This is a genomic window from Streptomyces sp. NPDC048606, assembly GCF_040650855.1.
Lineage (GTDB): Bacteria > Actinomycetota > Actinomycetes > Streptomycetales > Streptomycetaceae > Streptomyces.
This window is the reverse complement of the sequence record NZ_JBEZIB010000054.1, coordinates 1-25,865: the sequence shown is the minus strand read 5'-3', so window position 1 is coordinate 25,865 and position 25,865 is coordinate 1. Positions and strand designations below refer to the sequence as shown.

Below are 25,865 nucleotides of genomic sequence, written 5' to 3'. Positions count from 1 at the left end.
CCATGGACGTACTCACCGAGAACTTCTCCCTCTACGGCAAGGGCTTCCTCGGCACCGTCGAGCTGACCGTCTACGCCTCCCTGCTGGCCCTGGTCCTCGGCTTCCTGATGGCCTCCTTCCGGGTCGCGCCCGTCGGCTCCTTCCGGGTGTTCGGCACGGTGTGGGTGACCGTGCTGCGCAACACCCCGCTGACCCTGCTCTTCTTCGCCGTCCTGCTGGGCCTGCCGCGCTTCGGCCTCGTCCTGCCGTTCGAGGTCTTCGCCGTCCTCGCGCTCGGCTGCTACACCTCGGCCTTCATCTGCGAGGCCCTGCGCTCGGGCATCAACACCGTGCCCAAGGGACAGGGCGAGGCGGCCCGCAGCCTCGGCATGTCCTTCGGGCAGACGCTGGGCACGGTGGTGCTGCCGCAGGCCTTCCGCTCCGTCATCCCGCCCATCGGGTCCACCCTGATCGCCCTCGCCAAGAACTCGGCGATCGCGGGCGCCTTCAGCGTCAACGAGCTGCTCGGCACGTACAAGACCCTCAACGAGCTGGGCTACAGCATCATCTGGACCTTCGTCTGGATCGCGGTGGGCTACCTGATCATCACCCTGTCCATCAGCGCGCTCTTCAACGTGCTGGAGAAGCGCTACGGAGTCGCCCGATGACCGCGCACGCGCTCCACGGGGACGTCGAGTCCACCGCCCTCTACGACATCCCCGGTCCCCAGGCCCGGCGCCGCCACCTGCTCTACGGGATCCTCTCCACGGTCGTGATCCTCGCGCTGCTGGCGTGGATCCTCTACCTGCTGTTCGACACGAACCAGTTCACCGCGGCCAAGTGGTCGCCCTTCACCTACGAGGGCATCCAGGAGCTGATCCTGCGGGGGCTCGGCAACACCCTCAAGGCCTTCGCGTACGCCTCGGTGTTCTCGCTGGCGCTGGGCGCGGTCCTCGCGACGGGACGGCTGTCGGCGCACCGGCCGGTGCGCTGGGTCGCGACCCTGTTCGTGGAGTTCTTCCGGGCCATGCCGGTGCTGGTCATGATCTTCTTCATCTTCGTGGCGCTGAAGGTCCAGCCGCTGCCCGCCCTGGTGGCGGGGCTGACGCTCTACAACGGCTCGGTGCTGGCGGAGGTCTTCCGCACGGGGATCAACTCCGTGGAGAAGGGGCAGCGGGAGGCGGCGTACGCGCTCGGGATGCGCAAGACGCAGGTGATGACCTTCGTGCTGGCCCCGCAGGCGGTCCGGGCGATGCTGCCCACGATCATCAGCCAGCTGGTGGTGGCGTTGAAGGACACCTCGCTGGGCTACCTGATCACCTACGAGGAGTTCCTGCACGCGGGCAAGCTGATCGCCTCGAACCTGGACTACGACCTGCCCTTCATCCCCGTGGTGATGATCATCTCCCCGATCTACATCGGCATGTGCATGCTGCTGTCCTGGTTCGCGACCTGGGTGGCCCGCCGCGAGCGCCGCAGCCTGAAGACGCGGGCCGTGGACGTCCCCGACGGCGAGCCGGGGACGGTGTTGCCGGGCCGGTGAGGGCGCCGGGGCGCCGCCCCCGCCCCGGCGGGGGCGGGGGCGGGGGCGGAGCGGGTCACCGCTCGCGCAGCGGTACCGAGACGTAGGAGGGATCGGTGTTCGGCGAGGAGAAGGTCAGCCGGGCGCCGAGGGGGTTGTGCTCGATGTAGAGCGGGTCGACGGTGTCGACGACCAGGGCGAGGCGGTGGCCGGCGGGGACGTCGTAGGCGGTGGAGAAGAGGTCGAGGTCCACGCCGAAGGCCCGGCCGGGGTCTTGCCGTGGAAGGTGAGGGGGGCGTGGGTGACCAGCTTGCCGAGGCCGAGCGGGCCGACGTCGTAGAGGTAGGCGACGAAGGTGCCGTCGCCCCGGGTCGGCGTGACGGTGGTGTGCAGGCGGACGGTGCCGCGCACGTGGCGCTCGCGCTCGGCGCGGTCGGACTGCCAGACGGCGGCGAAGGTGCGGGGCAGCAGCGGGACGGAGGCGACCGGGGGCGCCTTGACGAACTGGTCGAGGACGCTGGAGAGGAAGACGATCCCGCCGTTCGCGCCGGAGTCGACCCCGGTCAGGACGTGCTCGCTGTCGGAGAGCGGGACGCGTTCCTCGCCGCCGGACCCGACGTCCTTCCAGGAGGCGTAGCCCTCGTACCCGCCGGTGCTGCGGGACTTGATCTGGACCGGGGCCTCGTCGTCGATGCCGTTGCGCTCGCCCTTGAGGTGGCGGTCGAACCAGCGGTGGGCGTTGGTCCAGGTGTCGTTGGGCAGGCCGAACAGGCCGCCGGCCTCGGCGGTGGCGTGGTCGCCGGGGCGGAACTCCAGCCGCTTGGGGCCGGTCAGCTTCTCGAAGAACGTCGCGTACTGGTTGGGCGGGAAGATGGTGTCCCCCCAGGCGTTGCCCAGCATGATCGCGGCGCCGTTGGCGTTGATCCGGTCCACCTGCCGGTCGGGGGAGCGCCTGGCGCCCCACGCGAGCATCGCCTCCTCCTTCTCCAGCCGGGAGCCGAGGAAGTCGCCGAGGACCTCGCGCAGTTCGGGCCCCGGGCGGCCGGTCAGGTACCCGGCGACGCCGAGGACCCCGGCGGCCTGGAGGTGTTGGGTGCGGCCGGAGTAGATGGACTCGATCAGGTCGGCCCAGCCACTCAGCGCGACGACGGCCTTGACGCGCGGGTCGTGCGCGGAGGCCTGGAGGCTGATGCCCGCGCCGTACGAGACGCCGCCGAGCCCGATCCGGTCCGCGTCGGCCGGGGTGTGCGCCAGGGCCCAGTCGATGACGGCGGAGACGTCGGCGACGTCGGCCGGACCGGCCGTCTCGATCTCGCCGCCGGAGAGCCAGAACCCCCGGGAGGTGTAACCGACCACCACGTAGCCGGAGTCGGCGAGCTTCCTGGCCTGGGCGACGTACTCGATCTGGGGCATGCCCCAGCTGGTGGGGAGCACGATCAGCGGGTAGCGGCCGCCGGCGACCGCGTTCGCCGGGGTGAAGACGTTCCCCTTGAGGGTGATGCCGCCGGATCCGGGGATGTCGTGGAAGCGCAGCTGAGGCGCGGCCGCGGGGGCGGACGCGCCGTCGGCGGGGGCCGCCTGGGCCTGGTGGGGGGCCAGGCCCAGGGCGGCCGCCGCGAACAGTGCCGTCACGGCTGCTGCGGTGGGGGTGCGGAGTGCCATCGATCGCTCCTCGCGTGCGCCGTCGTCGAAGTGACCCGACGGTAACGGGAGCGACTTACCCGGGGTAACCCATCAGTAAGTTACGTGGTGGTAACAATTGAACGATAGTCAGTTCGGCTCGGTCGAACGGTTCGGCGGCCCGGGGCCCCGAGCCGTTCGACCGGGCGCGCGGCTCAGCCGTTCTGCGCGCCGCCGCCGGCCAGCGCGCTCTTGGCCTTCCACTGGTCGAAGGTCATGTTCCACTCGCCGTAGCCGTTGCCGACGTCGGCGTTGCCCTTGGAGCCGTTGCCGACCACCTCGAAGGGGTCGCCGACCTGGACGGACTCGTAGAAGGACTTCGCGTTGGCGTCGCTCATGCCCACGCAGCCGGAGCTGCTGTTGGTGTTGCCGAAGGCCGCGTTGTTCCACGGGGCCGCGTGCGCGTACATGCCCGACCAGGTCAGCCGCATCGAGTAGTCGACCATCTTGTCGTAGGCGTCGCCCAGGCCCACCGTCTGGGAGTCCATCCGGATGGTGCCCTCCTTGGACATGAGCACCATCTTCCCGGACCAGGAGGCCTTCTTGCCGCCCGGCGTGCCGGCCGAGATCGGGATCGTCCGCACCACCTGGCCGTCCTCGGAGACCGACATCTTCTTCGTGTCGAGGCTGACCTCCATCCGACGGTCCTTGCCGATCTTGAACTCGGTGTTGTAGTCCCGGGCGAACATGCCGCCGCCCGGACCGGAGTCCACGCCGTTCAGCTTCATGTCGACCTTCACGTCGGTACCGGACTTCCAGTACTCCTTCGGCCGCCAGTCGACCCGGTCCTTGCCGGAGTAGTCCTTGATCCAGCCCCAGGAGCCCTCGGTGTTGTTCGAGGTGGTGACCTTCAACTGCTTCTCGACCTCGGCCTTGTTCTTCACCGGGTTGTCGAAGACGAGCGACACGGGCATCGCCACGCCGACCGTGCTGCCCTTGGAGACGTTGATGGAGACCTTGTTGACCTTGTCCGCCGCCGAGGTCTTGAACTGCGTGTTCGCGCTCTGGCTGTCGGTGCTCTGCGCCTCCACCTTGTATTCGGTGGCGGGCGAGGCGTTGCGCTCGGAGGTCCAGGTCTTTCCGTCGGCGGATATCAGGCCCGGCAGTTCCCCGCCCTTGCCGTCCGTCACCTTCACCTGGGCGAACTTTCCGTCCGCGATGGTCACCTTCACGGGCTCGCCGGCCTTCACCGACTCGCCCGTCAGGTTCACCGATATCGCCATCGGCTGCTTCTGCTTCGGATCCGCCTTGCCGTCACCGGAGGCGGCGCCGCCGGAGCCGCCGCCACAGGCGGTCAGCGCGGCGGCGAGCAGGGCGGTGCCCACCACCACGGTGTGGCGGCCCCGCCCCGGGAGTACCTGACGGCGCGACGGTGCGGTACGGCGTGTGCGGCTCAACGAAAACCCCTCCGAAGTAAAGATCGTCCGTAAGCAAGGAGTGGACCGGTCGGCTTTCGGTTGCGCATTCCCAGAAAAATGTCGGCCATGTCGTTGTGACGTGGACCGCAGGCAGGGCAATCGGGCCCGGATAAAGGACCTTCGACCCTGGTCACGTACCGGAATGGGACGGCTTCGGGACCGAATCGTCAATTCCGCTACGGGACCCGCCGGCGCCGCGGCGGCAAATTCAGGCCGACCGGGTGGATTTGGCCGGCGCCGGGCCCGTCACCGATGCGGGGTACCCTCCACAACCGGCCCCGAATCGCGGGCCCCGCGCCGCTCGAAACCCCTGGAGAGACAGATGGACGCCGCCACCACCACGGTCGACGGGCGGCCCCCGGGCCCGGCCCCGACCGACACGGCCCCGCGCGCGGGCGGCTCCGTCCTGCGCAGCGGCGCCCTGATGGCGGCCGGCTCCATCGTCTCCCGCGTCACCGGGTTCGTCCGCTCCGCCGTCGTCCTCGCGGCCCTCGGCATCGGCGTCCTCGGCGACGGCTACGCCGTCGCCAACACCGTCCCGAACATCATCTACATGCTCCTGGTCGGCGGCGCCCTCAACGCCGTCTTCGTCCCCGAGCTGGTCCGCGCCGCCAGGGAACACCGCGACGGCGGCGCCGCGTACACCGACCGGCTCCTCACCGCCTGCCTCGTGGCCCTCCTCGCGCTCACCACCGTCGCGGTCCTCGCCGCGCCGCTGCTCATCGAGACGTACACCCCCTCGTACACGGGCGAACACAAGAGCACCACCATCGCCCTCGCCCGCTACTGCCTGCCGCAGATCCTCTTCTACGGACTGTTCACCGTCCTCGGTCAGGTCCTCGGCGCCCGCGGCCGCTTCGGCGCGATGATGTGGACCCCGGTCCTGAACAACCTCGTCGTCATCGGGGTCTTCGCCCTCTTCCTCGCCCTCGCCCACGACGCCCCGGACGGCCTCACCGCCGCACAGACCCGCCTCCTCGGCCTCGGCACCACCGCCGGCATCGTCGTCCAGGCACTCGCCCTCCTCCCCTCACTGCGCGCCGCCCGCTTCCGCTGGCGCCCCCGCTTCGACTGGCGCGGCAGCGGTCTTGCCCGCCCCCTGCGCAACGCCGGCTGGCTGATCCTGCTCGTCCTCACCAACCAGATCGCCTACTGGGTCGTCACCCGCCTGTCCACCACCGTCGGCGAGGCCGCCGGCTCCTACGGCTACGCGGCCTACAGCAGCGCCTACCAACTGTGGATCGTCCCCCAGGGCATCATCACCGTCTCCCTCGTGACCGCCCTCATGCCCCGGATGAGCGGAGCGGCCGCGGACGGCGACCTCGCCGCCGTCCGCGAGGACACCTCCTACGCCCTGCGCTCCAGCGCCGCCCTCGTACTCCCCGCCGCGACCGTCTTCGCCGCCCTCGCCCCCTGGGTCATGGACTGCGTCGCCGGATACGGGCGCAACGGCCCCGCCGAGATCGCCGGCATGGCGGGCATGCTGCTCGCCTTCGCCCCCGGCCTCGTCGGCTTCTCCGCCCAGTACGTGCTCTCCCGCGGCTTCTACGCCCTGTCCGACACCCGGACCCCCTTCTTCCTCAACCTCGTCATCGTCGCCGTCAACGCCGGACTCTCCTACGCCGCCTACCTGCTGCTGCCGGCCCGCTGGGCCGTCACCGGCATGGCCGCCGCCACCGCCGTCGCCTTCACCGCGGGCGCCGCCGTCACCGCGTACGCCCTCTCCCGCCGCCTCGGCCCGCGCCCGCCGGCCCGCCGCGCACCGCGCGCCACCGCCCTCGGCACCCACCTGCGCCTGCTGGTGGCCTGCCTGCCCGCGGGTGCCGCCGGACACTTCGCCGCACGGGCCGCCGAGGGGCTCGGCGCGTTCGCCGCCGCCGGAACGGGAACCGCGGTGATCGCCCTCGTCGTCCTCCTCCTCGCCGGGCCGCTGCGCCTGACCGAGATCACCGCCCTGCGGGACTCGCTGCGCCGCAAGATCGGCCGCAAGCGGGAGGAAACCGTATGAAACACCTGGGGATACTGACCGGATGCCACGCGTACTGCTGATCGAGGACGACCCCTCCGTCCGGGAGGGGGTGGGCCTCGGCCTGCGTCGACGCGGTCACGAGGTGTGCGCCGCCGAGACCGGCGAGGAAGGACTCGCCCTCATCGGCGGCTTCCACCCCGAGCTGGTCCTGCTCGACCTCATGTTGCCCGGGATCAACGGGGTCCAGGTCTGCCGCCGGATACGCGAGACCAGCGAGGTGCCGATCATCATGCTCACCGCCCGCGGCGACGACGTGGACATCGTCGTCGGCCTGGAGGCCGGCGCCGACGACTACATCGTCAAACCCGCCCGCACCGAGGTCATCGAAGCCCGCGTCAGGGCCGTGCTGCGCCGCCTCGGCGACCCGGCGGGCCGACCCGAACCCGAACACCACGGCGCGCTCGTCGTCGACCGGGCCGCCCTGACCGTCGCCAAGAACGGCGAACGCGTCCCCCTCGCCCCCAGCGAGATCAAACTCCTGCTGCACCTGTGCGCCTCGCCCGCGCAGGTCTTCTCCCGGCAGCAACTCCTCGAATACGTGTGGGAACACAGCTACCACGCCGACGCCCGCCTGGTGGACGCCTGCGTGCGCCGGCTCCGCAACAAGATCGAGGACCCCGGCGGCGGCCCCCGCTACATCCAGACCGTACGGGGCTTCGGCTACCGTTTCGGACCGCTGTAGGGACGGGCGTGCGAAACCTCGCCCCGCTCGGCCTGCGCACCCGACTGATCGCGGCCTTCCTGCTGGTCGCCGCGATCAGCGCGGTCGGCACGGCCGCCCTCACCTACCAGCAGGCCCGCACCGCCATCCTCAAACAGAGCCAGGACACCGCCGTCAGCACCCTGCGCGACCAGCTGGAGAACCAGGCCCTCGCCCTCCCGCCGGACCGACCGCAGCTGCAACGGATGGTCAACGAGATCGGCAAGCGGGGCAAACCCCACCCCTGGACCGTGTACGCCGAGTACGGGACCCTGCGCGTCTCCACCGCCTCCGTCCCCGACCTGCCGGACGCCGTCACCGACACCCTCCGCCGGCAGATCACCGCCCACCCCCACGGCGCCTTCCAACGCGTCGAGGACTCCCGGGGCGAGCCCCACCTCGCCATCGGCATGCCCGCCGTCCTCGGCCGCGACCAACTGCGCGAACCGACCGGCCTGGTCCTGTACGCCGTCATGCCGCTGCACCCCGAACAGCAGACCGTCGACGCGATGGTCCAGGCCGCCCGGCAGGGCGCCGTGCCCGGCCTCGCCATCGCCGTGGTCCCCGCCCTGCTCGCCGCCCGCAGCGTCCTGCGGCCCGTACGGGACATGCGCCGCGCCGCCGAACGCCTCGGCCGGGGCCGCCTCGACACCCGCATCGAGGTCAGGGGCTCCGACGAACTCGCCGGACTGGCCCGCACCTTCAACGAGACCGCCGAAGCCCTGGAGGAATCGGTGGCCGAACTGCGCGAGGCCGAGACACGGGCCCGCCGTTTCGCCTCGGACGTCTCCCACGAACTGCGCACCCCGCTCGCCGGGATGCTCGCCGTCACCGAGGTCCTCGACGAGGACGCCGACGAACTCGGCCCCGACACGGCCAAGGCGCTGCGGCTGATCAGCTCCGAGACCGGGAAACTGGCCGTGCTCGTCGAGGACCTCATGGAGATCTCCCGCTTCGACGCCCGCGCCGCCGAACTCCACCCCGACGACGTGGACCTCGCCGAAGCCGTCGGCAAGACCCTCGAACGCCGCCACTGGGACGACGGCCGGGTGAGCACCGAACTGCCGCCGGGCCTGCGGGCCCGACTCGACCCCCGCCGCTTCGACGTGGTCCTCGCCAACCTCGTCGGCAACGCCCTGCGGCACGGTGGCGCCCCCGTGCGGATCTCGGTGTCCACCGCCTCCCGCCCCGAGGGGCGGCGCCTGCTCCTGGAGGTCGCCGACAGCGGCCCCGGCATCGCCGAGGCCGTGCTCCCGCACGTCTTCGACCGGTTCTTCAAGGCCGACGCCGCCCGCACCCGCTCCGCCGGGAGCGGCCTCGGCCTCGCCATCACCCTGGAGAACGTCCGGCTGCACGGCGGCACCCTGAGCGCCGCCAACGCTCCCGCCGGGGGAGCGGTGTTCACCGTGGACCTGCCCCTGGAGGTCACGGCATGACCCGCACCCCGCACCCGCGCCGGGGCCCGTACCGGCGCCCGTTTCCGAGCCCGGCCCTCGCCCTGCCGGCCGCCGTGGCGGTGACCGCGTCCACGCTGCTGCTCACCGGCTGCGGGATCAAGCCCACCGGCGTGGTCGAGAGCGGGGCCGCGGCACGGGTGGTCGTCACCGCGCCCCGTTCCGTCCCGATCGCCTACTTCGTCGACCCCGACGGGCGGCTCGTCCCCGTACCCGTCCTGTCCGCCACCCCCTCGGCCCCGCCGGCGCCATCCGCCCCGCCTGCGCCCTCCGTCCCGCCGGTCTCCTCGGCCACGCCCACCCCCTTCCCTTCCCCCACCCCGACCCCCGCTCCGGCCACCCCGGCCACCCGGGGCGTCGTCCACCTCCTCCAGGGACCCGGCCCGACCCGGCGACAGGCCGGACTGGGCACCCGCCTGCCCGACCTCGACCCCCCGCGGATCCCCGAGGTCGCCGTCGTCCCCGTCGGGCCGGAGCGGATCGAGGTCCGGGTCCCCTTCGCCGTGGACGCGCTGGAGCCCCTCGCCCGCGACCAGTTGCTGTGCACCGCCCTGTCCTCCTACGCCTCCGGCTACGAGGCCGTGTTGCGCGGCACCGACACGGACCTGGACCCCGCCGGCTGCGACGTCCGCTACTGAGGCCCCCGACGCCGACCGACGCCGACGCCGACATCGACTCCGACGACCCGCCCGGGACACGGCCCTTGCGCGGACGCCGGCCCGCCGCCACCGTGTGGACCATGGAACGCGCAGCCGAAGCCCCCGCGCCCGACGTCTTCGACCCCCGCCTCTACGCCCGGGGCGTCCCGCACGAGCGCTACCGGCTGCTGCGCGCCCACCACCCGGTGGCCCGGCAGGCCGAGCCGGAGATCGACGGCTGGCCCGCCGGCCCCGGCTTCTGGGCCGTCACCCGCCACGCCGACGTCGTACGCGTCCTGCGCGACCACACCGCCTACTCCTCCCTGCTCGGCGCCACCCAGATCCGCGACCCCGACCCGGCCGACCTGCCCTTCCTGCGGCGCACCATGCTCAACCAGGATCCCCCCGGGCACGGCCGGCTGCGCCGGCTCGTCTCGCGGGCCTTCACCCCCGCCCGCGTCGACGCCTTCGAGTCCCGGGTCCGCGCCCGGGCCCGTACGCTCCTGGCCGCCGCCCGCGAGGGAGCCGTGGACGGGGCCGCCGACGTGGTCACCGCCGTCACCGACGAGTACGCCCTGCTGAACCTCACCGACCTGCTGGGCATCCCGCCCGCCGACCGCGGCCTGCTGCTGGAGTGGACCGTACGGATCATCGGCTACCAGGACCCCGAGGACGCGCCCGCGCCGCTGCGCGACCCCGACGGCAAGCCGCTCAACCCGCGCTCCCCGGCCCTGCTCGGCGAGATGTTCGCGTACGCCCGCGAGCTGGCCGCCCACAAGCGGGAACGACCCGGCGAGGACGTCATGACCTCCCTGGCGCACGCCGGACTCGACGACGCCGAACTGGAGATGTTCTTCTTCCTGCTCACCGTCGCGGGCAACGACACCGTCCGCAGCGCCGCCCCCGGCGGCCTCCTCGCCCTGGCCGGCGCCCCGGACGCCTACCGGGGCCTGGCCGCCGGTGAGGTGGCGGTGGAGCGGGCGGTCGAGGAACTGCTGCGCGTCCACCCGCCGGTGCTCAGCTTCCGCCGCACGGCCGCCGTCGACACCGTGCTGGCCGGCCGGTCGATCCGGGCGGGCGACAAGGTGGTCGTCTTCCACGCCTCCGCCAACCACGACGAGCGCGTGTTCACGGACCCGGGCCGGCTCGACCTCGACCGAAGCCCCAACCCGCACGTCTCCTTCGGCGACGGCCCGCACGTCTGCCTCGGCGCGCACTTCGCCCGCCTCCAGCTGCGGGTCCTCCACGAGGAGTGGCGGGCGACGATGCCGGCGCCCGAACTCGCGGGAGAGCCGCGCCGGTTGGTGTCGAACTTCATCAACGGGATCACGCGGCTTCCGCTGCGGGTGTCCGGGCGTCCCGGGTGACGTCGGCCACCAGTTCCGTCACGTCGGGACCGTAGGCGTCGGAGTTGACCACCTTCAACACCACGCAGAACGGCTCGTCGCGGTACCTGCGGGCCAGCCGCACGTGGTGCCTGGCCAGGTACCGGGTCGCGGCCTGGTTGCTGATCGCGGTCTGACCCGAGATCAGGAACACCGGCCGCGAGCCCCGTTCGGTCGTCAGTCGCGCCAGCAGGACGTGGTCGACCTGCCCCTTCTCCCAGCGGTACGCCTGCCCGCCGATCCGGATGGCCCCGCGGTCCGGATGCCCCGACGCGAGCCCGACGTCGGTCCGTACGCCCGGCAGCATGGAGGCCAGGTGGGCGGCCGTACGGGAGTTGGCGGCCGGGCCGCCCACGCAGAACTCGGCGCGTTCGCCGAAGCCCTGGCGGACCTCGTCCTGGGTGACGATCTGGACGTTCGCCCCGCAGTCCCTGATCAGGGACGAGACCTCCAGCAGGGCGAAGGCGTCGTTGCGGTGCACGGAGGACTCGGTGCCGCCCATCTGCCGCCCGACCACGAACAGGCAGTCGGAGCCCGTCGGCAGTCCGAAGAACGCCTGCTTGCGGCGCAGGGCCCGGCGCCACAGGTAGGTCCGGGCGAACCAACCGATGCCGCCGCTCAGTCCGGTGGCTATCAGCCCGAGCACGATGTTGCGCACGTCGTCGTCCATGCGGCGGATGGTAGCCGCCCCCGCGCGCCCATGACGGGGGGCGGCCGGTGAAGTTACAGTGCGGGGCCTGGCTCTGACCGGCCGTCGACTGGGAGGTTCGGGATGCGTCGTCCCGCCGCACGTCCATTAGCGCTCGTCGCCCTCGCCGGGGCGCTCGTCTCCACGGGGGCCGCGGCCCCGCCCACCACGACCCCGCCGCCCAAGGTCCCGGTCGCCACCGGTTACGGCGGGGCCGTCGCGAGCGTCGACGCCGACGCCTCCGCGGTCGGGATCGAGGTCCTGCGTTCGGGTGGCAACGCCGTGGACGCGGCCGTCGCCACCGCCGCCGCGCTCGGGGTGACCGAGCCCTACTCGGCGGGCATCGGCGGAGGCGGCTACTTCGTCTACTACGACGCCGGGACCCGCCGCGTCCACACCGTAGACGGCCGCGAGACCGCCCCCGCCTCGGCCGACGCCGGGCTGTTCCAGGAGAACGGCGTCCCCATCCCCTTCGCCGAGGGCCAGACCAGCGGTCGCGGTGTCGGCGTCCCCGGTACCCCCGCCACCTGGCGCACCGCCCTCGACGCCTGGGGCACCCGACCGCTGGCCCGGCTCCTGCGGCCCGCCGAGAAACTGGCCCGCGACGGGTTCACGGTGGACGGCACGTTCCGGGCGCAGACCGAGGCCAACCAGGACCGCTTCAAGGACTTCCCGGACACCCGGAAGCTGTTCCTGCCGGGCGGACGACTGCCCGTCGTCGGCTCCACCTTCAAGAACCCGGACCTGGCCGACACCTACGCCGAACTCGCCCGCAAGGGCGCCGGCGCCCTCTACCGGGGCCCGATCGCCGAGGACATCGTCGACGCCGTCCGCAAGCCCCCCGTCGACCCCGCCGCCACCCGCGTCGTCCGCTCCGGCGACCTCACCACCGCGGACCTGCGCTCCTACGCGACCAAGCGGCAGGACCCGACCCGCGTCACCTACCGGGGCCTGGACGTCTACGGCATGGCGCCCTCCTCCTCCGGCGGCACCACCGTCGGCGAGGCCCTCAACATCCTGGAGCGCACCGACGTCTCGAAGCTCTCCGAGACCCAGTACCTGCACCGCTTCATCGAGGCCTCCCGGATCTCCTTCGCCGACCGGGGCCGCTGGGTCGGCGACCCGGCCGCCGAGTCCGTACCGACCCGCGAACTGCTCTCGCAGCACTACGCCGACACGCGCGGCTGCCTGATCCGGCCCGACCGGGCCCTGACCAGCCCGCTCGCCCCCGGCGACCCCCGCCGCCCCGTGCCCTGCGGGAGCACCGGCGAGGCGGCCCCGACCACCTACGAGGGGGAGAACACCACCCACCTGACGGTCGCCGACCGCTGGGGCAACGTCGTCTCCTACACCCTGACGATCGAGTCCACGGGCGGCAGCGCCATCACCGTCCCGGGACGCGGCTTCCTGCTCAACAACGAGCTGACCGACTTCTCCTTCGCCCCGGCCGCCCCCGGCGTCCCGGACCCGAACCTGCCCGGCCCGGGCAAGCGCCCGCGCTCCTCCATGTCCCCGACCATCGTCCTGGAGCACGGCCGCCCGGTCCTGGCCGTCGGCTCCCCGGGCGGAGCCACCATCATCACCACCGTGCTCCAGACCCTCCTGGGCCACCTGGACCGGGGGCTGCCCCTGGTCGACGCCATCGCGGCGCCGCGCGCCAGCCAGCGCAACCAGACCACCACCGAGCTGGAGCCGGGGCTGTGGAACAGCCCGCTGCGCGCCGAACTGGAGGCCCTGGGACAGGGCTTCCGGCAGAACCCGGAGATCGGCGCCGCGACCGGGGTGCAGCGGCTGCCGGACGGCCGCTGGCTGGCCGCCGCCGAGACCAGCCGCCGGGGCGGGGGCTCGGCGATGGTGGTCCACCCGCACGGCCGGCCCTGAGCGCGGCCCTCACAGGGCGGTGAGGATCCTCGGGCCGTCGGCGGTGATCGCCACCGTGTGCTCCGCGTGCGCGGCGCGGGAGCCGTCGACGGTGCGCAGGGTCCAGCCGTCCGCGTCGCAGGTGTAGTCGTCCGTACCGCCCGCGGTCAGCATCGGCTCGATCGCCAGGACCATGCCGGGGCGCAGACGCATGCCGCGCCCCGGCGGGCCCTCGTTGGGCACGCCCGGGTCCTCGTGCATGCGGCGGCCGATGCCGTGGCCGCCGAAGCCCTCGGGGATGCCGTAGCCGGCGGCGCGGCCCACGGTGCCGATTGCGTGGGCGATGTCGCCGATCCGGTTGCCGGGGACGGCGGCGGCGATCCCGGCCGCGAGGGCCGCCTCGGTGGTCGCGATCAGCCGCAGGTCGGCGGGGCGGGCCCGGCCGACGGTGAAGCTGACGGCGGCGTCCCCGACCCAGCCGCCGAGTTCGGCCCCGCAGTCGATGCTGACCAGGTCGCCGTCGCGCAACCGGTGGGGGCCGGGGACGCCGTGCACGATCGCGTCGTTGACCGAGGCGCAGATCACGGCCGGGAAGGGCACCGGGGCGAAGCGGGGCCGGTACCCGAGGAAGGGCGAGCCCGCTCCGGCCTCGCGCAGCACGGCGCGGGCCACCTCGTCCAGCTCCCGCAGGGAGGTTCCGGGCCGCGCGTGGTCGCGTACGGCGGCCAGGGCGTGGGCCACCACCCGGCCCGCCGCCCGCATCGCGTCGATCGATTCGTCCGTCTTGAGTTCCACCATGCCAATAACTATACCGGTATAACTTTACCGGGATAGTTATTGGCCGCCGGGGTAGGATGACGGCATGGTCCGAACCCCCCTGACCCCCGAAGAACGCGAGCGCGGCGAGCGACTCGGCGCCCTGCTGCGCGAGGCGCGCGCGGGCCGCAGCATGGTCGAGGTCGCCGCCGGCGCGGGGCTGTCCGCCGAGACCCTCCGCAAGATCGAGACCGGCCGGGCACCCACGCCCGCCTTCTTCACCGTCGCCGCCCTCGCCGAGGTCCTCGGCCTGTCCCTCGACGACGTGATGCGCCGCTGCGCCCTCGTGCCCGTCTGAGGCCGCTCCGAGGTCGGGCGCGCGCGGGCCGAGCCCGTCGGGCGCGCCCGCGTCAGCCCCCGCAGCCGATGGGCCCCGGGGGCTCCCGGGGCGGGGCGGCGAAGGAACGGCACCCGCAGGGCGTGGCCGCCGTCACCCTCGACCGGGCCGGCACCTCCGGGTCGGGCCCGGGGCCCCGGCACGCGCCCCCGTCGTGCCGGTCCCTGACGTGCCCGCAGGTGTGGCAGGCGCGCCTGCCCTCGGCCATCGGGTCCAGGGCGAGCAGCAGCGCGAAGAGCACGAGCGGCCCGAGCGCGAACACGGCGAGGAACCAGTCGCCGCCCGACACGGCCTCAGCCCCCGCAGGTGACGTCGAACGGGCCCGATCGCCGCTCCCACCAGGACCCGGTCTCGCACCGGCACCGGCCGAAGGGTGACCCGCAGTCCTCGCACGGCGGCGCGGGGGAGTCCTCGCCGCCCTCGCCCCCGCCCGAGCCGTGCGTCGTCGCTCCGCTCATGTGCCCCGCCTCCGATGAGGCCCCCGGCCATCCGGCGGGGACCGCGCCTCGACCATCGAACACCGCGTACTCCGAACGCTTCGAACACCGGTCACGGTACCGGTCCCGGACGGAGCCCGGCAGGCCCGTCCCCCGGGGTGTGTCGGGCGGCCGATCGGACCAACCGGCGTTGTGGACGGCCCCGGTTGGGGCAGGGGTGAGGCGTGTCGGACATCCACGCAGTGAAACGGATCGGTCTCCTCGCGCTCGGCGCCCTCCTCGCGGGCGGCCTCCTCGCCGCGGCCTGCGCCGTCCCCGACGACCGCCCCCGATCCGGCGCCGGCGGCTGCGCCGCCGCCCCGCCGGAGGGGGCCGCGCCGGGCTGTCGACCCGTCGGCGCGGGCGTGTGAGGGGGCCGCGCCCGCCGGCGAGGCGCTCAGGGGCGCGGCAGCGCCTCGGCCACGAGGATCTGGGAGGCGTCAATGGCGCTCCGTCCGTCCTCGACGTCCCACAGCGTGTTCTGCAACAGCCGGCCCAGGGTCCAGCCGGTCGCCCTCCGGCGGTCCAGGCCGAGGGCCTCCGTCATCAGATCGAAACGACGGCGCACCGTCCGGCGGGCGTCCCCGCCGGAGCGGAGCGCCCCCAGGCCGCTGTCCAGCGCCGGCCACAGGTCGAAGCCCGGGTCGCCGACGAGGGGTTCGGGGTCGATCGCCAACCACGGTTCGCGCGCGGCGGCCAGCACGTTGTCGTGGTGCAGGTCCCAGTGCAGCATCCGGTCGCCGGGCTCGTCGACCAGCTCGCCGACCGCCGACGCCCAGTCGCGCAGCCGCCGCCGCTCCGCGGGGTCCGCCAGCGCGGAGGCCGCCGCCGGCGCCGACGCCACCATGGCGCGGGCGATGTCACCGAGGCCGCGCAGGCCCTCGGGCGCGGGCGCGGCGTGCAATCGGCCCAGGATCGCCGCCACCGTGCCCGTGGCCGCGTCGTCGTCCTCGACGGAGGCCAGGGTGCGCGAGCCGTCCAAGCGCTCCAGCAGTACGGCGTCGCTCACCGGGTCGTGGTCGAGCAGCCGCACGATGCCCGCGCCGTCCCACGCCCGCAGGCCCAGCAGCGCGGCGGTCGTCTCCTCGCGGGGCATCTGGAGCTTCAGGACGGCGCGGGTGTCGTCCGCGCGGCGCACCGGAACCACCAGGGCGGCCTCGCCGTGCGCGGTGTCCCCGTCGCGCGTCAGGTCCCACCGGTCGAGGAGTTCCGCCGCCAGCGCCGGCAACCCGGCGATCCAGGCCCGCTGCGCCCCACCGCCGTTCCCCGCGTACGACGCGACCAGGGCGTCCGGTACCTCGATGCCCTGTGACGGACGCGACGGACTCATGGGGGTGCCCTTCGGTGGGTGGCCTTCCCGGCGCGACCATCGTAGGGCGACTTCGACGCGCCCTCGCCGTCAAGCTTTGAGACTCCCGTAGCCCGCCCGTAACACGAATGGGATGCAATGCGGGGATGGAGACGCCGACTGCACGGGTGATCGGGCAACTCACGGAGTACCTGCGGGAGTTGACGCGCAGGCTGGATCCGGGGGCGGGTTGGTACGGGGAGTTCCTGCGGCGGGACCCGGACGGGATGCGGGCCTGTCTGGAGGGGGCCGCGATACCGCCCTGGGACGTCTTGGAGTCACTGCTCGGGGACCTGGTGGGGGAGCCGGACGCGATCGCCCGGGAGACCGCGTACGCCGCCGGGCTGCGGGCCGCCGCCGTCGCCGCCTGGGACGCCACGCCCGGAGGCGCCGCGGAACTGCGCACCCTGCTGCACGCCGCCGCCGCGCAGCGGGCCGCCTGCGCGGCGGCGCTGCGCAGGCTGACCGACCGACCGGCCGACGGCGACCCCGCGCGGGCCGCCGCCCTGGCCTCGGAACTGGCCTGGACCCGCGACGACGCGGCCCGCGCCACCGCCCGCCACGAGGACCTCGCGGCCCGGCTCCGGGCGCTGGCCGAGCCGTTGGCCGGCGTGCCGAGGCAGCGGGAGGGGGCCGTCGGGCGGGCCGAGGGGCGGTGGCTGCGCGCGGGGCGCCGGGCCGGAGGCGCCCGGTACGCGGGCGCGGCGCCGCCCGGGGCCGCGACCCCCACGCCGCGGCAACCCCCCGCCGCGCCCCTGCCCGCCCCGAGGGGCGCCCGCTTCGCACCCCCGCCCCCCGCCGCCACCCCACAGGACGCCGACGCCCACGCCTCCGGCCCGGCGCCGCAGGCCCCCGCCCCGCAGGACCACGCCTCGTACGGCCCCGCCGCGCAGGGCACCGACGGGTACGGCCCCGCCGCGCAGAGCCCCGTCGGGTATGCCGACGCGTCGTACGGCGCCGCCCCGCACGGCCCCGACGGGTACGGCGCCGCCCCGCACGGTCCCGCCCCCCACGCCGACGCCCCGTACGGTGCCGGGTCCGGTCCCGGCGGCGCGCCGTACGGCCCCGACGCGCACGGGCCCGCCCCGCACGTGCCCCGGCCCTACGCCCCCGCACCGCAGGGCCCCGCGCCCGCCGGGGCCGTGTCCGTTCCCGTACGGGCCCGGCGGGACTTCGTCGCCGAACTCCTCGCGCTGCGGGCGCGGGGGAGGACCGGGGAGGCGCACGCGCTGCTCTGCCAGGGCGCGGCCTGGCCCGCCGACCGGCTGCCCGGCCTCGCGGACGACCTCGCCCGCGCCGGGCTCGCCGCCGACTGGGGCACCCTGCTGTGGGAGGCGGCCTCGCTGCCGCCCGTACGGCTCGCCGAGGCCGCCGCCGCCCTGGGCCGGGCCGGCCGGACCGCCGACGGCGACCGGCTGCTGCGCCAGGGCGTGGCCCGCCCCGGCGCGGAGGTCGCCGAAGCGGCCCTCGCCCTCGGGGCCGCCGGGCACGAGCGGGAGGCCCACGCCCTGCTCGCCGCCTTCGTGCGGCTGCGCACCGCCGAGGAGGCCGCCGCGCTGGCCCGCCACGACCCGCGCTGGTTCGCGCCCCGGCTGCTGCGCGCCGCCGGCGAGCTGTCGGGGACCCGGCACCGCGATCTGACGCACGCGCTGCGGGTGGCGGGCGTCGCGGGAGCCTGAAGCGCCCGTCTGCTGATCGCAAACGACCGCGTGGCGACGTAACTTGATCGACTACTCCAACCGCGCAACGTGGTCTTGCCCCGCGCTGTGACGAGGCCTACCTTCGACTCCCTACGGACACCGTCTACGTGCGTAGAAGTCGGCGTTCCCGTCGCGAGGAGCAGCTCATGGCCCAAGTCGTCCGCGCCGCACTCGTCCAGGCCACCTGGACCGGAGACACCGAGTCGATGATCGCCAAGCACGAGGAGCACGCCCGCCGCGCGGCGGCGCAGGGTGCGAAGGTCATCGGCTTCCAGGAGGTGTTCAACGCCCCCTACTTCTGCCAGGTCCAGGAGCCCGAGCACTACCGCTGGGCCGAACCCGTCCCCGAAGGCCCCACCGTCCGCCGGATGCAGGAGCTGGCCCGCGAGACCGGCATGGTCATCGTCGTCCCCGTCTTCGAGGTCGAGGACGAGGGGTTCTACTACAACACCGCAGCCGTCATCGACGCCGACGGAAGCTACCTCGGCAAGTACCGCAAGCACCACATCCCACAGGTCAAGGGCTTCTGGGAGAAGTTCTACTTCCGCCCCGGCAACCTCGGCTGGCCCGTCTTCGACACCGCCGTCGGCCGCGTCGGCGTCTACATCTGCTACGACCGGCACTTCCCCGAGGGCTGGCGCCAACTCGGCCTCGCCGGGGCCCAGCTGGTCTACAACCCGTCCGCGACCTCCCGGGGCCTGTCCGCCTACCTGTGGCAGCTGGAACAGCCCGCCTCCGCCGTCGCCAACGAGTACTTCATCGCCGCCATCAACCGCGTCGGCCGCGAGGAGTACGGCGACAACGACTTCTACGGCACCAGCTACTTCGTCGACCCCCGAGGCCGCTTCGTCGGAGACGTCGCCAGCGACAAGGAGGAGGAACTCCTCGTCAGGGACCTCGACTTCGACCTGATCAAGGAGGTCCGCGACCAGTGGGCCTTCTACCGCGACCGCCGCCCCGACGCCTACGGAGGGCTCGTACAGCCGTGACCAACCCCATCCCCCTGCACAGTCGCCACCGCTCCGTGCTCCCCGACTGGCTCGCGCTCTACTACGACCGCCCCATCGAGCTCACCCACGGCGAGGGACGCCACGTCTGGGACGCCGACGGCAACCGCTACCTCGACTTCTTCGGCGGCATCCTCACCACGATGACCGCCCACGCCCTGCCGGAGGTCACCAAGGCCGTCTCCGAACAGGCCGGCCGGATCATCCACTCCTCCACCCTCTACCTCAACCGGCCGATGATCGAGCTGGCCGAACGGGTCGCCGCGCTCTCCGGCATCCCCGACGCCCGCGTCTTCTTCACCACCTCCGGCACCGAGGCCAACGACACCGCCCTGCTGCTCGCGACGACGTACCGCCGCTCCAACCAGATCCTCGCGATGCGCAACAGCTACCACGGCCGGTCCTTCTCCACCGTCTCCATCACCGGCAACCGGGGCTGGTCCCCGACGAGCCTCTCCCCGCTCCAGACGTACTACGTCCACGGAGCCGTCCGCTCCCGGGGCCCCTTCGCCCACCTGACGGACGAGGAGTTCACCGCCGCGGCCGTCGCCGACCTCGAAGACGTGCTCGGCCAGGCCCGCGGCGGCGTCGCCGCCCTGATCGCCGAGCCGATCCAGGGCGTCGGCGGCTTCACCTCACCGCCCGACGGGCTCTACGGGGCCTTCCGCGAGGTCCTCGACCGGCACGGCATCCTCTGGATCAGCGACGAGGTGCAGACCGGCTGGGGCCGCACCGGAGACCACTTCTGGGGCTGGCAGGCCCACGCCCAGAACGGCCCGCCGGACATCCTCACCTTCGCCAAGGGCATCGGCAACGGCATGTCCATCGGCGGGGTCGTGGCCCGCGCCGAGATCATGAACAGCGTCGACGCCAACTCCATCTCCACCTTCGGCGGCTCCCCGATCACCATGGCCGCCGGCGTCGCGAACCTCGCCTACCTCCAGGAACACGACCTCCAGGGCAACGCCCGTCGCGTCGGCGGCCTCCTCCTGGAGCGACTGCGCGCCATCGCCGCCCACGTGCCCGCCGTACGCGAGGTCCGCGGCCGGGGCCTCATGGCCGGCCTCGAACTCACCCGCCCCGGCACCGACCGGGCCGACCCGGAGGCCGCCGCCGCCGTCCTGGAGGCCGCCCGCGAAGGCGGCCTGCTGCTCGGCAAGGGCGGCGGCCACAACACGAGCGTGCTGCGCGTCGCGCCGCCGCTCTCCCTGACCGTCGCCGAGGCGGAAGAGGGCGCCGAGATCCTCGAACAGGCGCTCCGCAGCCTCACGTAGCCCGTCCCGTAGGGGGATCCCATGAGCACCCGCACCCTGATCCGCGGCGGACTGGTCGTCACCGCCGCCGACGAGCTGCACGCGGACGTCCTGATCGAGGACGGCCGCGTGGCGGCGCTCGCCACCCACGGCTCGGCGCCCGCCGGGGCCTGGACCGCCGACCGCACCATCGACGCCACGGGCAAGTACGTCATCCCGGGCGGGGTCGACGCGCACACCCACATGGAACTCCCCTTCGGCGGCACCTCCGCCTCGGACACCTTCGAGACGGGCACCCGGGCCGCCGCCTGGGGAGGCACCACCACCATCGTGGACTTCGCCGTACAGAGCGTGGGCCACTCGCTGCGCGAGGGCCTCGACACCTGGTACGCCAAGGCGGACGGCAACTGCGCGATCGACTACGCCTTCCACATGATCCTGTCGGACGTCAACGACCACACCCTCAAGGAGATGGACCTCCTGGTGGGCGAGGGCGTCTCCTCCTTCAAGCTCTTCATGGCCTATCCCGGGGTCTTCTACAGCGACGACGGCCAGATCCTGCGCGCCATGCAGCGGGCCGCCGGCAACGGCGGGCTGATCATGATGCACGCCGAGAACGGCATCGCCATCGACGTCCTCGTCGAACAGGCCCTGGCGCGCGGCGAGACCGACCCCCGCCACCACGGCGAGGTCCGCAAGGTCCTCCTCGAAGCGGAGGCCACCCACCGGGCCGTCCAGCTCGCCCGGGTCGCCGGCTCCCCGCTGTACGTGGTCCACGTCTCGGCCGAGGAGGCGGTCGCCGAACTGGCGGCGGCCCGGGACAAGGGACTGCCCGTCTTCGGGGAGACCTGCCCGCAGTACCTGTTCCTGTCCACCGACAACCTGGAGGAGCCCGACTTCCAGGGAGCCAAGTACGTCTGCTCCACCCCGCTCAGGCCCCGCGAGCACCAGGCGGCGCTGTGGCGGGGCCTGCGCACGAACGACCTCCAGGTGGTCTCCACCGACCACTGCCCGTTCTGCTTCCGGGGCCAGAAGGAGCTGGGCCGCGGGGACTTCTCGAAGATCCCCAACGGGCTGCCGGGGGTGGAGAACCGCATGGACCTCCTCCACCAGGCCGTCCTGGACGGGCACATCAGCCGCCGACGCTGGATCGAGATCGCGTGCGCGAGCCCGGCCCGGATGTTCGGCCTCTATCCGCGCAAGGGCACCATCGCGCCGGGCTCCGACGCCGACATCGTCCTCTACGATCCGCACGCCGAGCAGGTCATCTCCGCCGAGACGCACCACATGAACGTGGACTACTCGGCGTACGAGGGCAGGCGGATCACCGGACGCGTCGACACGGTCCTCTCGCGCGGCGAACTCGTCCTCGACCAGCGCCGGTACACCGGCCGTGCCGGACACGGAGCCTTCGTCCACCGGTCCACCTGCCAGTACCTGTAAGCACCGCACGCGGCAAGCGCAAGGAGCAGCCCGCCATGGACTTCGGCCTCGTCCTGCAAACCGACCCTCCCGCCTCGGCGGTGATCAGCCTGATGAAGCGCGCCGAGCGCAACGGCTTCCGCTACGGCTGGACCTTCGACTCGGCCGTGCTGTGGCAGGAGCCGTTCGTCATCTACAGCCAGATCCTCGCCAACACCCGCAAGCTCCACATCGGACCGATGGTCACCAACCCGGGCACCCGCACCTGGGAGGTGACCGCCTCCACCTTCGCCACCCTCAACGACATGTACGGCAACCGCACCGTCTGCGGCATCGGCCGCGGCGACTCGGCGATGCGGGTCGCCGGCCGGGCCCCCAACACCCTGGCCCGCCTGGGCGAGGCCATGGACGTCATCCGCGACCTCGCGGAGGGCCGCGAGGCGCTCGTCGACGGCAACCCGATCAAGATCCCCTGGATCCGCGAGGGCAGACTGCCCGTGTGGATGGCCGCGTACGGGCCGAAGGCCCTCGCCCTCGCCGGGCGGAAGGCCGACGGCTTCATCCTCCAGCTCGCCGACCCCTACCTCACCGAATGGATGGTCAAGGCCGTACGCCAGGCCGCGACGGAGGCGGGCCGCGACCCCGACGCGATCACCATCTGCGTGGCCGCCCCCGCCTACGTCACGGCCGACGACTCGCCCGCCGCCCTGGCCCACGCCCGCGACCAGTGCCGCTGGTTCGGCGGCATGGTCGGCAACCACGTCGCCGACCTCGTCTCCCGCTACGGCGAGCACTCCGACATGGTCCCCGAGGAGCTCACCGAGTACGTCAAGGCCCGCCAGGGCTACGACTACAGCCACCACGGCCGCGCCGGAAACCCCTCCACCGACTTCGTCCCCGACGAGATCGTCGACCGCTTCTGCCTCCTGGGCCCCGTCGACGCCCACGTCGACAAGCTCCGCCGCCTCCGCGACCTCGGCGTCCACCAGTTCGCCCTCTACGACATGCACGACGCGCGCGAGGCCACCATCGACACCTACGGCGAACACGTCATCCCGGCCGTCAACGGCTGACGCGCCGAACCCGGTCCGCGGCGGGGCCGCGGCGGGACGGGCGGCGCACGGGCGGTGGGAATCGGCGGGCGGGCGTGCTTTGCTGGGGACATGATCGATGAATTCCTGGCCCGCGACCTGTCCGCCGTGGAAGACGCCGTGCGCGCGGCGGCGGCCGCCGAGATCATGCCGAGGTTCCGGCAGCTCGCCGCGCACGAGGTCGACCACAAGAGCGGTCCCCACGACCTCGTGACCGCCGCCGACCGGCTGGCCGAGGAACACCTGACCGCCTCCCTCACCAAGATCCTGCCCGGCTCCGCCGTCGTCGGCGAGGAAGCGGTCCACGCCGACCCCGGCAGCTACGCCGCGCTGCGCGCCGACACCCCCGTGTGGATCGTCGACCCCGTGGACGGGACACGGCAGTTCGTGGACGGCGACCCCGCCTTCTGCACCCTCGTGGCACTGGCCGTGCGCGGCGAGATCCTCGCCTCCTGGACCTTCGCCCCCGCCCGGGAGGAACTGGCCACCGCCGTGCGCGGACAGGGCGCGTACGTCAACGGCGAGCGGATCCACAGCGGTTCGCCGCGACCGGGCGCCGAGCTGCGGGTCGCCACCGCCCACCCCCTCTACACCTCCGAGCACGACCGGCGCGCCCTGGCCCGCCTCGACGTACCCGGCGTCGCCGCCCGCCCCTGCGGCTCGGCGGGCCTGGAGTACCTGCGCGTGGCCCGCGGCGAGATGGACGCCCTCGCCTTCACCTGGCCCTCCGCCTGGGACCACGCCGCCGGACTGCTGCTCGTCGAGGAGGCGGGCGGCGCGCACAGCACCGTCGACGGGGTCCCCTTCCGGGTGGACCGCGACAACGCCCTGCCGTTCGCCGTCGGACGCGACGAGGCCACCGCCTTCCGCGTCCGCGACCTGCTGCGCGGAGCCTGAACGCACCCGTGCCCGCCGGCCCCGGGACGGCGGCCCCCGGACGGCGGGCACGGAGCCGGGCGACCGGGCGCCATATCCTGGAACCAGTGCCGCCACCGGACGAAGGAGCTGTCAGTGCCGTCGATTCTCGACGCAGTCGTGGTGGGGGCGGGGCCCAACGGTCTGACCGCCGCGGTCGAACTGGCCCGACGGGGCTGCTCCGTGGCGGTCTTCGAGGCCGCCGGCACCGTCGGGGGAGGAGCCCGCACCGAGGAGCTGACCCTCCCCGGCTTCCGCCACGACCCCTGCTCGGCGGTGCACCCGCTCGGCATCGGCTCGCCCGTCTTCGCGACGATGCCGCTGGAGCGCTACGGACTGCGGTGGCTGCACGCCCCCCTGCCCATGGCGCACCCCTTCGACGACGGGAGCGCCGCCGTGCTCTCCCGCTCCGTCGCCGAGACGGCCTCCTCCTTCGGCCCGCGCGACGCCGGCGCCTACCGACGCCTCGTGGCCCCCTTCCTCGGCAAGTGGGACACCCTCGCCCGGGACTTCATGTCCCTGCCGAACACCGCCCTGCCCCGCGACCCCCTCACCCTGGCCCGCTTCGGGCTGGCCGGACTGCCCCCCTCCACCTGGTTGCTGCGCCGCTTCCGCGACGACCGGGCGCGGGCGCTGTTCGCCGGACTCGTGGCGCACGTCATCGCCCCGCTCGGCGGTGTCGCGACCAGCGCCGTCGGCCTCGTCTTCGCCCTCGCCGCGCACGCGGGCGGCTGGCCGATGCCGCGCGGCGGATCCCAGTCCGTCTCCGACGCCCTCGCCGGCTACCTCACCGACCTCGGCGGCTCCGTCCACACCGACTTCGAGGTCAAGCGCCTCGACGACCTGCCGCCCGCCCGCGCGTACGTCTTCGACACCTCCCCGACCGCCCTCGCCCGCATCGCCCGCCTCGGCAACGCCTACGACGGCTACCGCTACGGCGCCTCCGTCTTCAAGCTCGACTACGCCCTCGACGGCCCCGTCCCCTGGACCGCCGAGGCCCCCCGCCGGGCCGGCACCGTCCAGATCGGACCCGGCAGCCGCGACATCGACGCCGCCCTCCAGCTCGCCTCCGGCGGCCGGGCCCCCCGCAACCCGTTCCTCATCACCGCCCAGCCCAGCCTCGTCGACCCCGGCCGCGCGCCCGAGGGCAAGCACGTCTTCTGGGCGTACGGACACGTCCCCGCCGGCTGGGACGGGGACCTCACCGAGGCCGTCGAGCGGCAGCTGGAGCGGTTCGCCCCGGGCTTCCGCGACCTGGTCCTCGCCCGCGCCACCGCCGGCCCGCCCCAGCTCGCCGCCCGCAACCCGAACTACGTCGGCGGGGACATCGCCTGCGGCTCCGCCGCCGGGCTCCGACTCCTGCTGCGCCCGCGGCTCACCCTGTCCCCGTACACCACGGCCCACCCGGCGGTGTTCCTGTGCTCCTCCGCGACCCCGCCCGGCCCCGGGGTGCACGGCATGTCCGGCCACAACGCCGCCAAGTCGGTCTGGCGCCACCTGCGAAAGGCCACGTCATGACGGTCCGCGTCACCCTGGTCCGCGGCGACATCACCACCGAGGCGGCCGACGCCATCGTCAACGCCGCGAACTCCTCGCTGCTCGGCGGCGGGGGCGTGGACGGGGCCATCCACCGGCGCGGCGGCCCCGAGATCCTCGCCGCCTGCCGGGAACTGCGCCGCTCCCACTACGGCAAGGGCCTCGCGACCGGCCGGGCCGTCGCCACCACGGCCGGCCGACTGCCCGCCGAACACGTCATCCACACCGTCGGCCCGGTCTGGTCCCGCGAGGAGGACCGCTCGGCCCTCCTCGCCTCCTGCTACCGCGAGTCCCTGCGCGTCGCCGACGAGCTCGGGGCCCGCACCGTCGCCTTCCCCGCGATCTCCACCGGCATCTACGGCTGGCCCATGGACGACGGCGCCCGGATCGCCGTGGAGACCGTACGGGCCGCCCGCACCGCGGTCGAGGAGGTCCGCTTCGTCCTGTTCGACGCGACCGCCCACGCCGCGTTCGAGGCGGCGGTGCGGGCCGCGAGCTGATCCGAAGGACGCGGCGGCCTAGGCCCTGTCGTCAAACTCCCGCCTGCCCCGCGACGCCTGGCACGCACTCTCGCCGCACCGGGCGGAAGACCGAGTACGTCCAGTACAAGG

Annotated in this window: 23 protein-coding genes and 1 pseudogene; 18 read left to right on the top strand and 6 right to left on the bottom strand. The window is 73.6% G+C overall.

Translation table 11 applies throughout. The annotated features are described in order from the left end of the window. Positions 1-2 precede the first annotated feature (2 nt). Both AB0D01_RS36570 and AB0D01_RS36565 read left to right on the top strand, forming a co-directional pair. The gene (locus AB0D01_RS36570) at positions 3-647 is read left to right on the top strand and encodes an amino acid ABC transporter permease (protein WP_363063132.1); all 645 of its coding nucleotides are present in this window, start codon (positions 3-5) and stop codon (positions 645-647) included. Beyond that, positions 644-1,522 (top strand): amino acid ABC transporter permease, encoded by an 879-nt coding sequence (locus AB0D01_RS36565; RefSeq protein WP_363063130.1) that lies wholly within the window; start codon positions 644-646, stop codon positions 1,520-1,522. Before AB0D01_RS36570 ends, AB0D01_RS36565 begins: the two co-directional genes overlap by 4 nt. A 55-nt stretch (positions 1,523-1,577) precedes the next feature. Here AB0D01_RS36565 and AB0D01_RS36560 read toward each other — a convergent pair. Together AB0D01_RS36560 and AB0D01_RS36555 are read right to left on the bottom strand one after the other, a co-directional pair. Further along, positions 1,578-3,163: pseudogene (locus AB0D01_RS36560) on the bottom strand (alpha/beta fold hydrolase). A 173-nt stretch (positions 3,164-3,336) separates the two neighbouring features. Beyond that, complete coding sequence (locus AB0D01_RS36555) at positions 3,337-4,509, bottom strand: Ig-like domain-containing protein (RefSeq protein ID WP_363063160.1); 1,173 nt, start codon at positions 4,507-4,509, stop codon at positions 3,337-3,339. A 412-nt stretch (positions 4,510-4,921) separates the two neighbouring features. Between AB0D01_RS36555 and murJ the strand changes: the two genes are divergently transcribed. From murJ to AB0D01_RS36530, 5 genes are all read left to right on the top strand, one after another. Beyond that, the gene (gene murJ / locus AB0D01_RS36550; protein ID WP_363063128.1) at positions 4,922-6,607 is read left to right on the top strand and encodes a murein biosynthesis integral membrane protein MurJ; all 1,686 of its coding nucleotides are present in this window, start codon (positions 4,922-4,924) and stop codon (positions 6,605-6,607) included. 22 nt (positions 6,608-6,629) lie between these two features. Further along, positions 6,630-7,310, top strand: coding sequence for a response regulator transcription factor (locus tag AB0D01_RS36545; RefSeq protein ID WP_363063126.1), 681 nt, complete (start codon positions 6,630-6,632; stop codon positions 7,308-7,310). 8 nt (positions 7,311-7,318) lie between these two features. Beyond that, a complete protein-coding gene (locus AB0D01_RS36540) occupies positions 7,319-8,764 on the top strand; it encodes a HAMP domain-containing sensor histidine kinase (protein ID WP_363063124.1) in 1,446 nt (481 codons plus the stop codon). After that, positions 8,761-9,420 carry a hypothetical protein gene (locus tag AB0D01_RS36535; protein WP_363063122.1) on the top strand — a complete coding sequence of 220 codons (660 nt, stop codon included), beginning with the start codon at positions 8,761-8,763 and terminating at the stop codon, positions 9,418-9,420. Before AB0D01_RS36540 ends, AB0D01_RS36535 begins: the two co-directional genes overlap by 4 nt. A 101-nt stretch (positions 9,421-9,521) precedes the next feature. Next, positions 9,522-10,787, top strand: coding sequence for a cytochrome P450 (locus AB0D01_RS36530; protein ID WP_363063120.1), 1,266 nt, complete (start codon positions 9,522-9,524; stop codon positions 10,785-10,787). Here AB0D01_RS36530 and AB0D01_RS36525 read toward each other — a convergent pair. Further along, positions 10,747-11,475, bottom strand: a complete 729-nt coding sequence (locus AB0D01_RS36525; RefSeq protein WP_363063118.1) for a hypothetical protein — start codon at positions 11,473-11,475, stop codon at positions 10,747-10,749. The genes AB0D01_RS36530 and AB0D01_RS36525 overlap by 41 nt on opposite strands. 102 nt (positions 11,476-11,577) lie before the next feature. On the opposite strand from AB0D01_RS36525, the gene ggt reads away from it, so the two are divergent. Then, complete coding sequence (gene ggt, locus AB0D01_RS36520; RefSeq protein WP_363063117.1) at positions 11,578-13,374, top strand: gamma-glutamyltransferase; 1,797 nt, start codon at positions 11,578-11,580, stop codon at positions 13,372-13,374. A 9-nt stretch (positions 13,375-13,383) separates the two neighbouring features. Here ggt and map read toward each other — a convergent pair whose 3' ends face one another. Continuing rightward, a complete protein-coding gene (map, locus tag AB0D01_RS36515) occupies positions 13,384-14,151 on the bottom strand; it encodes a type I methionyl aminopeptidase (protein WP_363063116.1) in 768 nt (255 codons plus the stop codon). Positions 14,152-14,215: 64 nt separating this feature from the next. Here map and AB0D01_RS36510 point away from each other — a divergent pair, with 64 nt between their 5' ends. Next, positions 14,216-14,467 (top strand): helix-turn-helix transcriptional regulator, encoded by a 252-nt coding sequence (locus AB0D01_RS36510; RefSeq protein ID WP_363063114.1) that lies wholly within the window; start codon positions 14,216-14,218, stop codon positions 14,465-14,467. 52 nt (positions 14,468-14,519) lie between these two features. Here AB0D01_RS36510 and AB0D01_RS36505 read toward each other — a convergent pair whose 3' ends face one another. Next, positions 14,520-14,795 carry a hypothetical protein gene (locus AB0D01_RS36505; RefSeq protein WP_363063112.1) on the bottom strand — a complete coding sequence of 92 codons (276 nt, stop codon included), beginning with the start codon at positions 14,793-14,795 and terminating at the stop codon, positions 14,520-14,522. Positions 14,796-15,167: 372 nt separating this feature from the next. Between AB0D01_RS36505 and AB0D01_RS36500 the strand changes: the two genes are divergently transcribed. Further along, the gene (locus AB0D01_RS36500) at positions 15,168-15,353 is read left to right on the top strand and encodes a hypothetical protein (protein ID WP_363063110.1); all 186 of its coding nucleotides are present in this window, start codon (positions 15,168-15,170) and stop codon (positions 15,351-15,353) included. A 26-nt stretch (positions 15,354-15,379) separates the two neighbouring features. Here AB0D01_RS36500 and AB0D01_RS36495 read toward each other — a convergent pair whose 3' ends face one another. Beyond that, complete coding sequence (locus AB0D01_RS36495) at positions 15,380-16,312, bottom strand: aminoglycoside phosphotransferase family protein (protein WP_363063108.1); 933 nt, start codon at positions 16,310-16,312, stop codon at positions 15,380-15,382. 125 nt (positions 16,313-16,437) lie between these two features. On the opposite strand from AB0D01_RS36495, the gene AB0D01_RS36490 reads away from it, so the two are divergent. From AB0D01_RS36490 to AB0D01_RS36455, 8 genes are all read left to right on the top strand, one after another. After that, positions 16,438-18,009 carry a hypothetical protein gene (locus AB0D01_RS36490; RefSeq protein WP_363063106.1) on the top strand — a complete coding sequence of 524 codons (1,572 nt, stop codon included), beginning with the start codon at positions 16,438-16,440 and terminating at the stop codon, positions 18,007-18,009. Positions 18,010-18,176: 167 nt separating this feature from the next. After that, positions 18,177-19,019, top strand: coding sequence for a nitrilase-related carbon-nitrogen hydrolase (locus AB0D01_RS36485; protein ID WP_363063104.1), 843 nt, complete (start codon positions 18,177-18,179; stop codon positions 19,017-19,019). Beyond that, positions 19,016-20,311 (top strand): aspartate aminotransferase family protein, encoded by a 1,296-nt coding sequence (locus AB0D01_RS36480; RefSeq protein WP_363063102.1) that lies wholly within the window; start codon positions 19,016-19,018, stop codon positions 20,309-20,311. The genes AB0D01_RS36485 and AB0D01_RS36480 overlap by 4 nt, the downstream gene beginning before the upstream one ends. Before the next feature lie 21 nt (positions 20,312-20,332). Beyond that, entirely contained in the window at positions 20,333-21,733 is a 1,401-nt protein-coding gene (gene hydA / locus AB0D01_RS36475; protein WP_363063100.1) for a dihydropyrimidinase, read from the top strand. A gap of 35 nt (positions 21,734-21,768) precedes the next feature. Next, positions 21,769-22,785 carry a TIGR03842 family LLM class F420-dependent oxidoreductase gene (locus AB0D01_RS36470; protein WP_363063098.1) on the top strand — a complete coding sequence of 339 codons (1,017 nt, stop codon included), beginning with the start codon at positions 21,769-21,771 and terminating at the stop codon, positions 22,783-22,785. A 90-nt stretch (positions 22,786-22,875) separates the two neighbouring features. Next, positions 22,876-23,700 (top strand): inositol monophosphatase family protein, encoded by an 825-nt coding sequence (locus AB0D01_RS36465; RefSeq protein WP_363063096.1) that lies wholly within the window; start codon positions 22,876-22,878, stop codon positions 23,698-23,700. A gap of 114 nt (positions 23,701-23,814) precedes the next feature. After that, a complete protein-coding gene (locus AB0D01_RS36460; RefSeq protein WP_363063094.1) occupies positions 23,815-25,236 on the top strand; it encodes an NAD(P)/FAD-dependent oxidoreductase in 1,422 nt (473 codons plus the stop codon). After that, positions 25,233-25,754 carry an O-acetyl-ADP-ribose deacetylase gene (locus AB0D01_RS36455; RefSeq protein WP_363063092.1) on the top strand — a complete coding sequence of 174 codons (522 nt, stop codon included), beginning with the start codon at positions 25,233-25,235 and terminating at the stop codon, positions 25,752-25,754. The genes AB0D01_RS36460 and AB0D01_RS36455 overlap by 4 nt, the downstream gene beginning before the upstream one ends. Positions 25,755-25,865 lie beyond the last annotated feature (111 nt).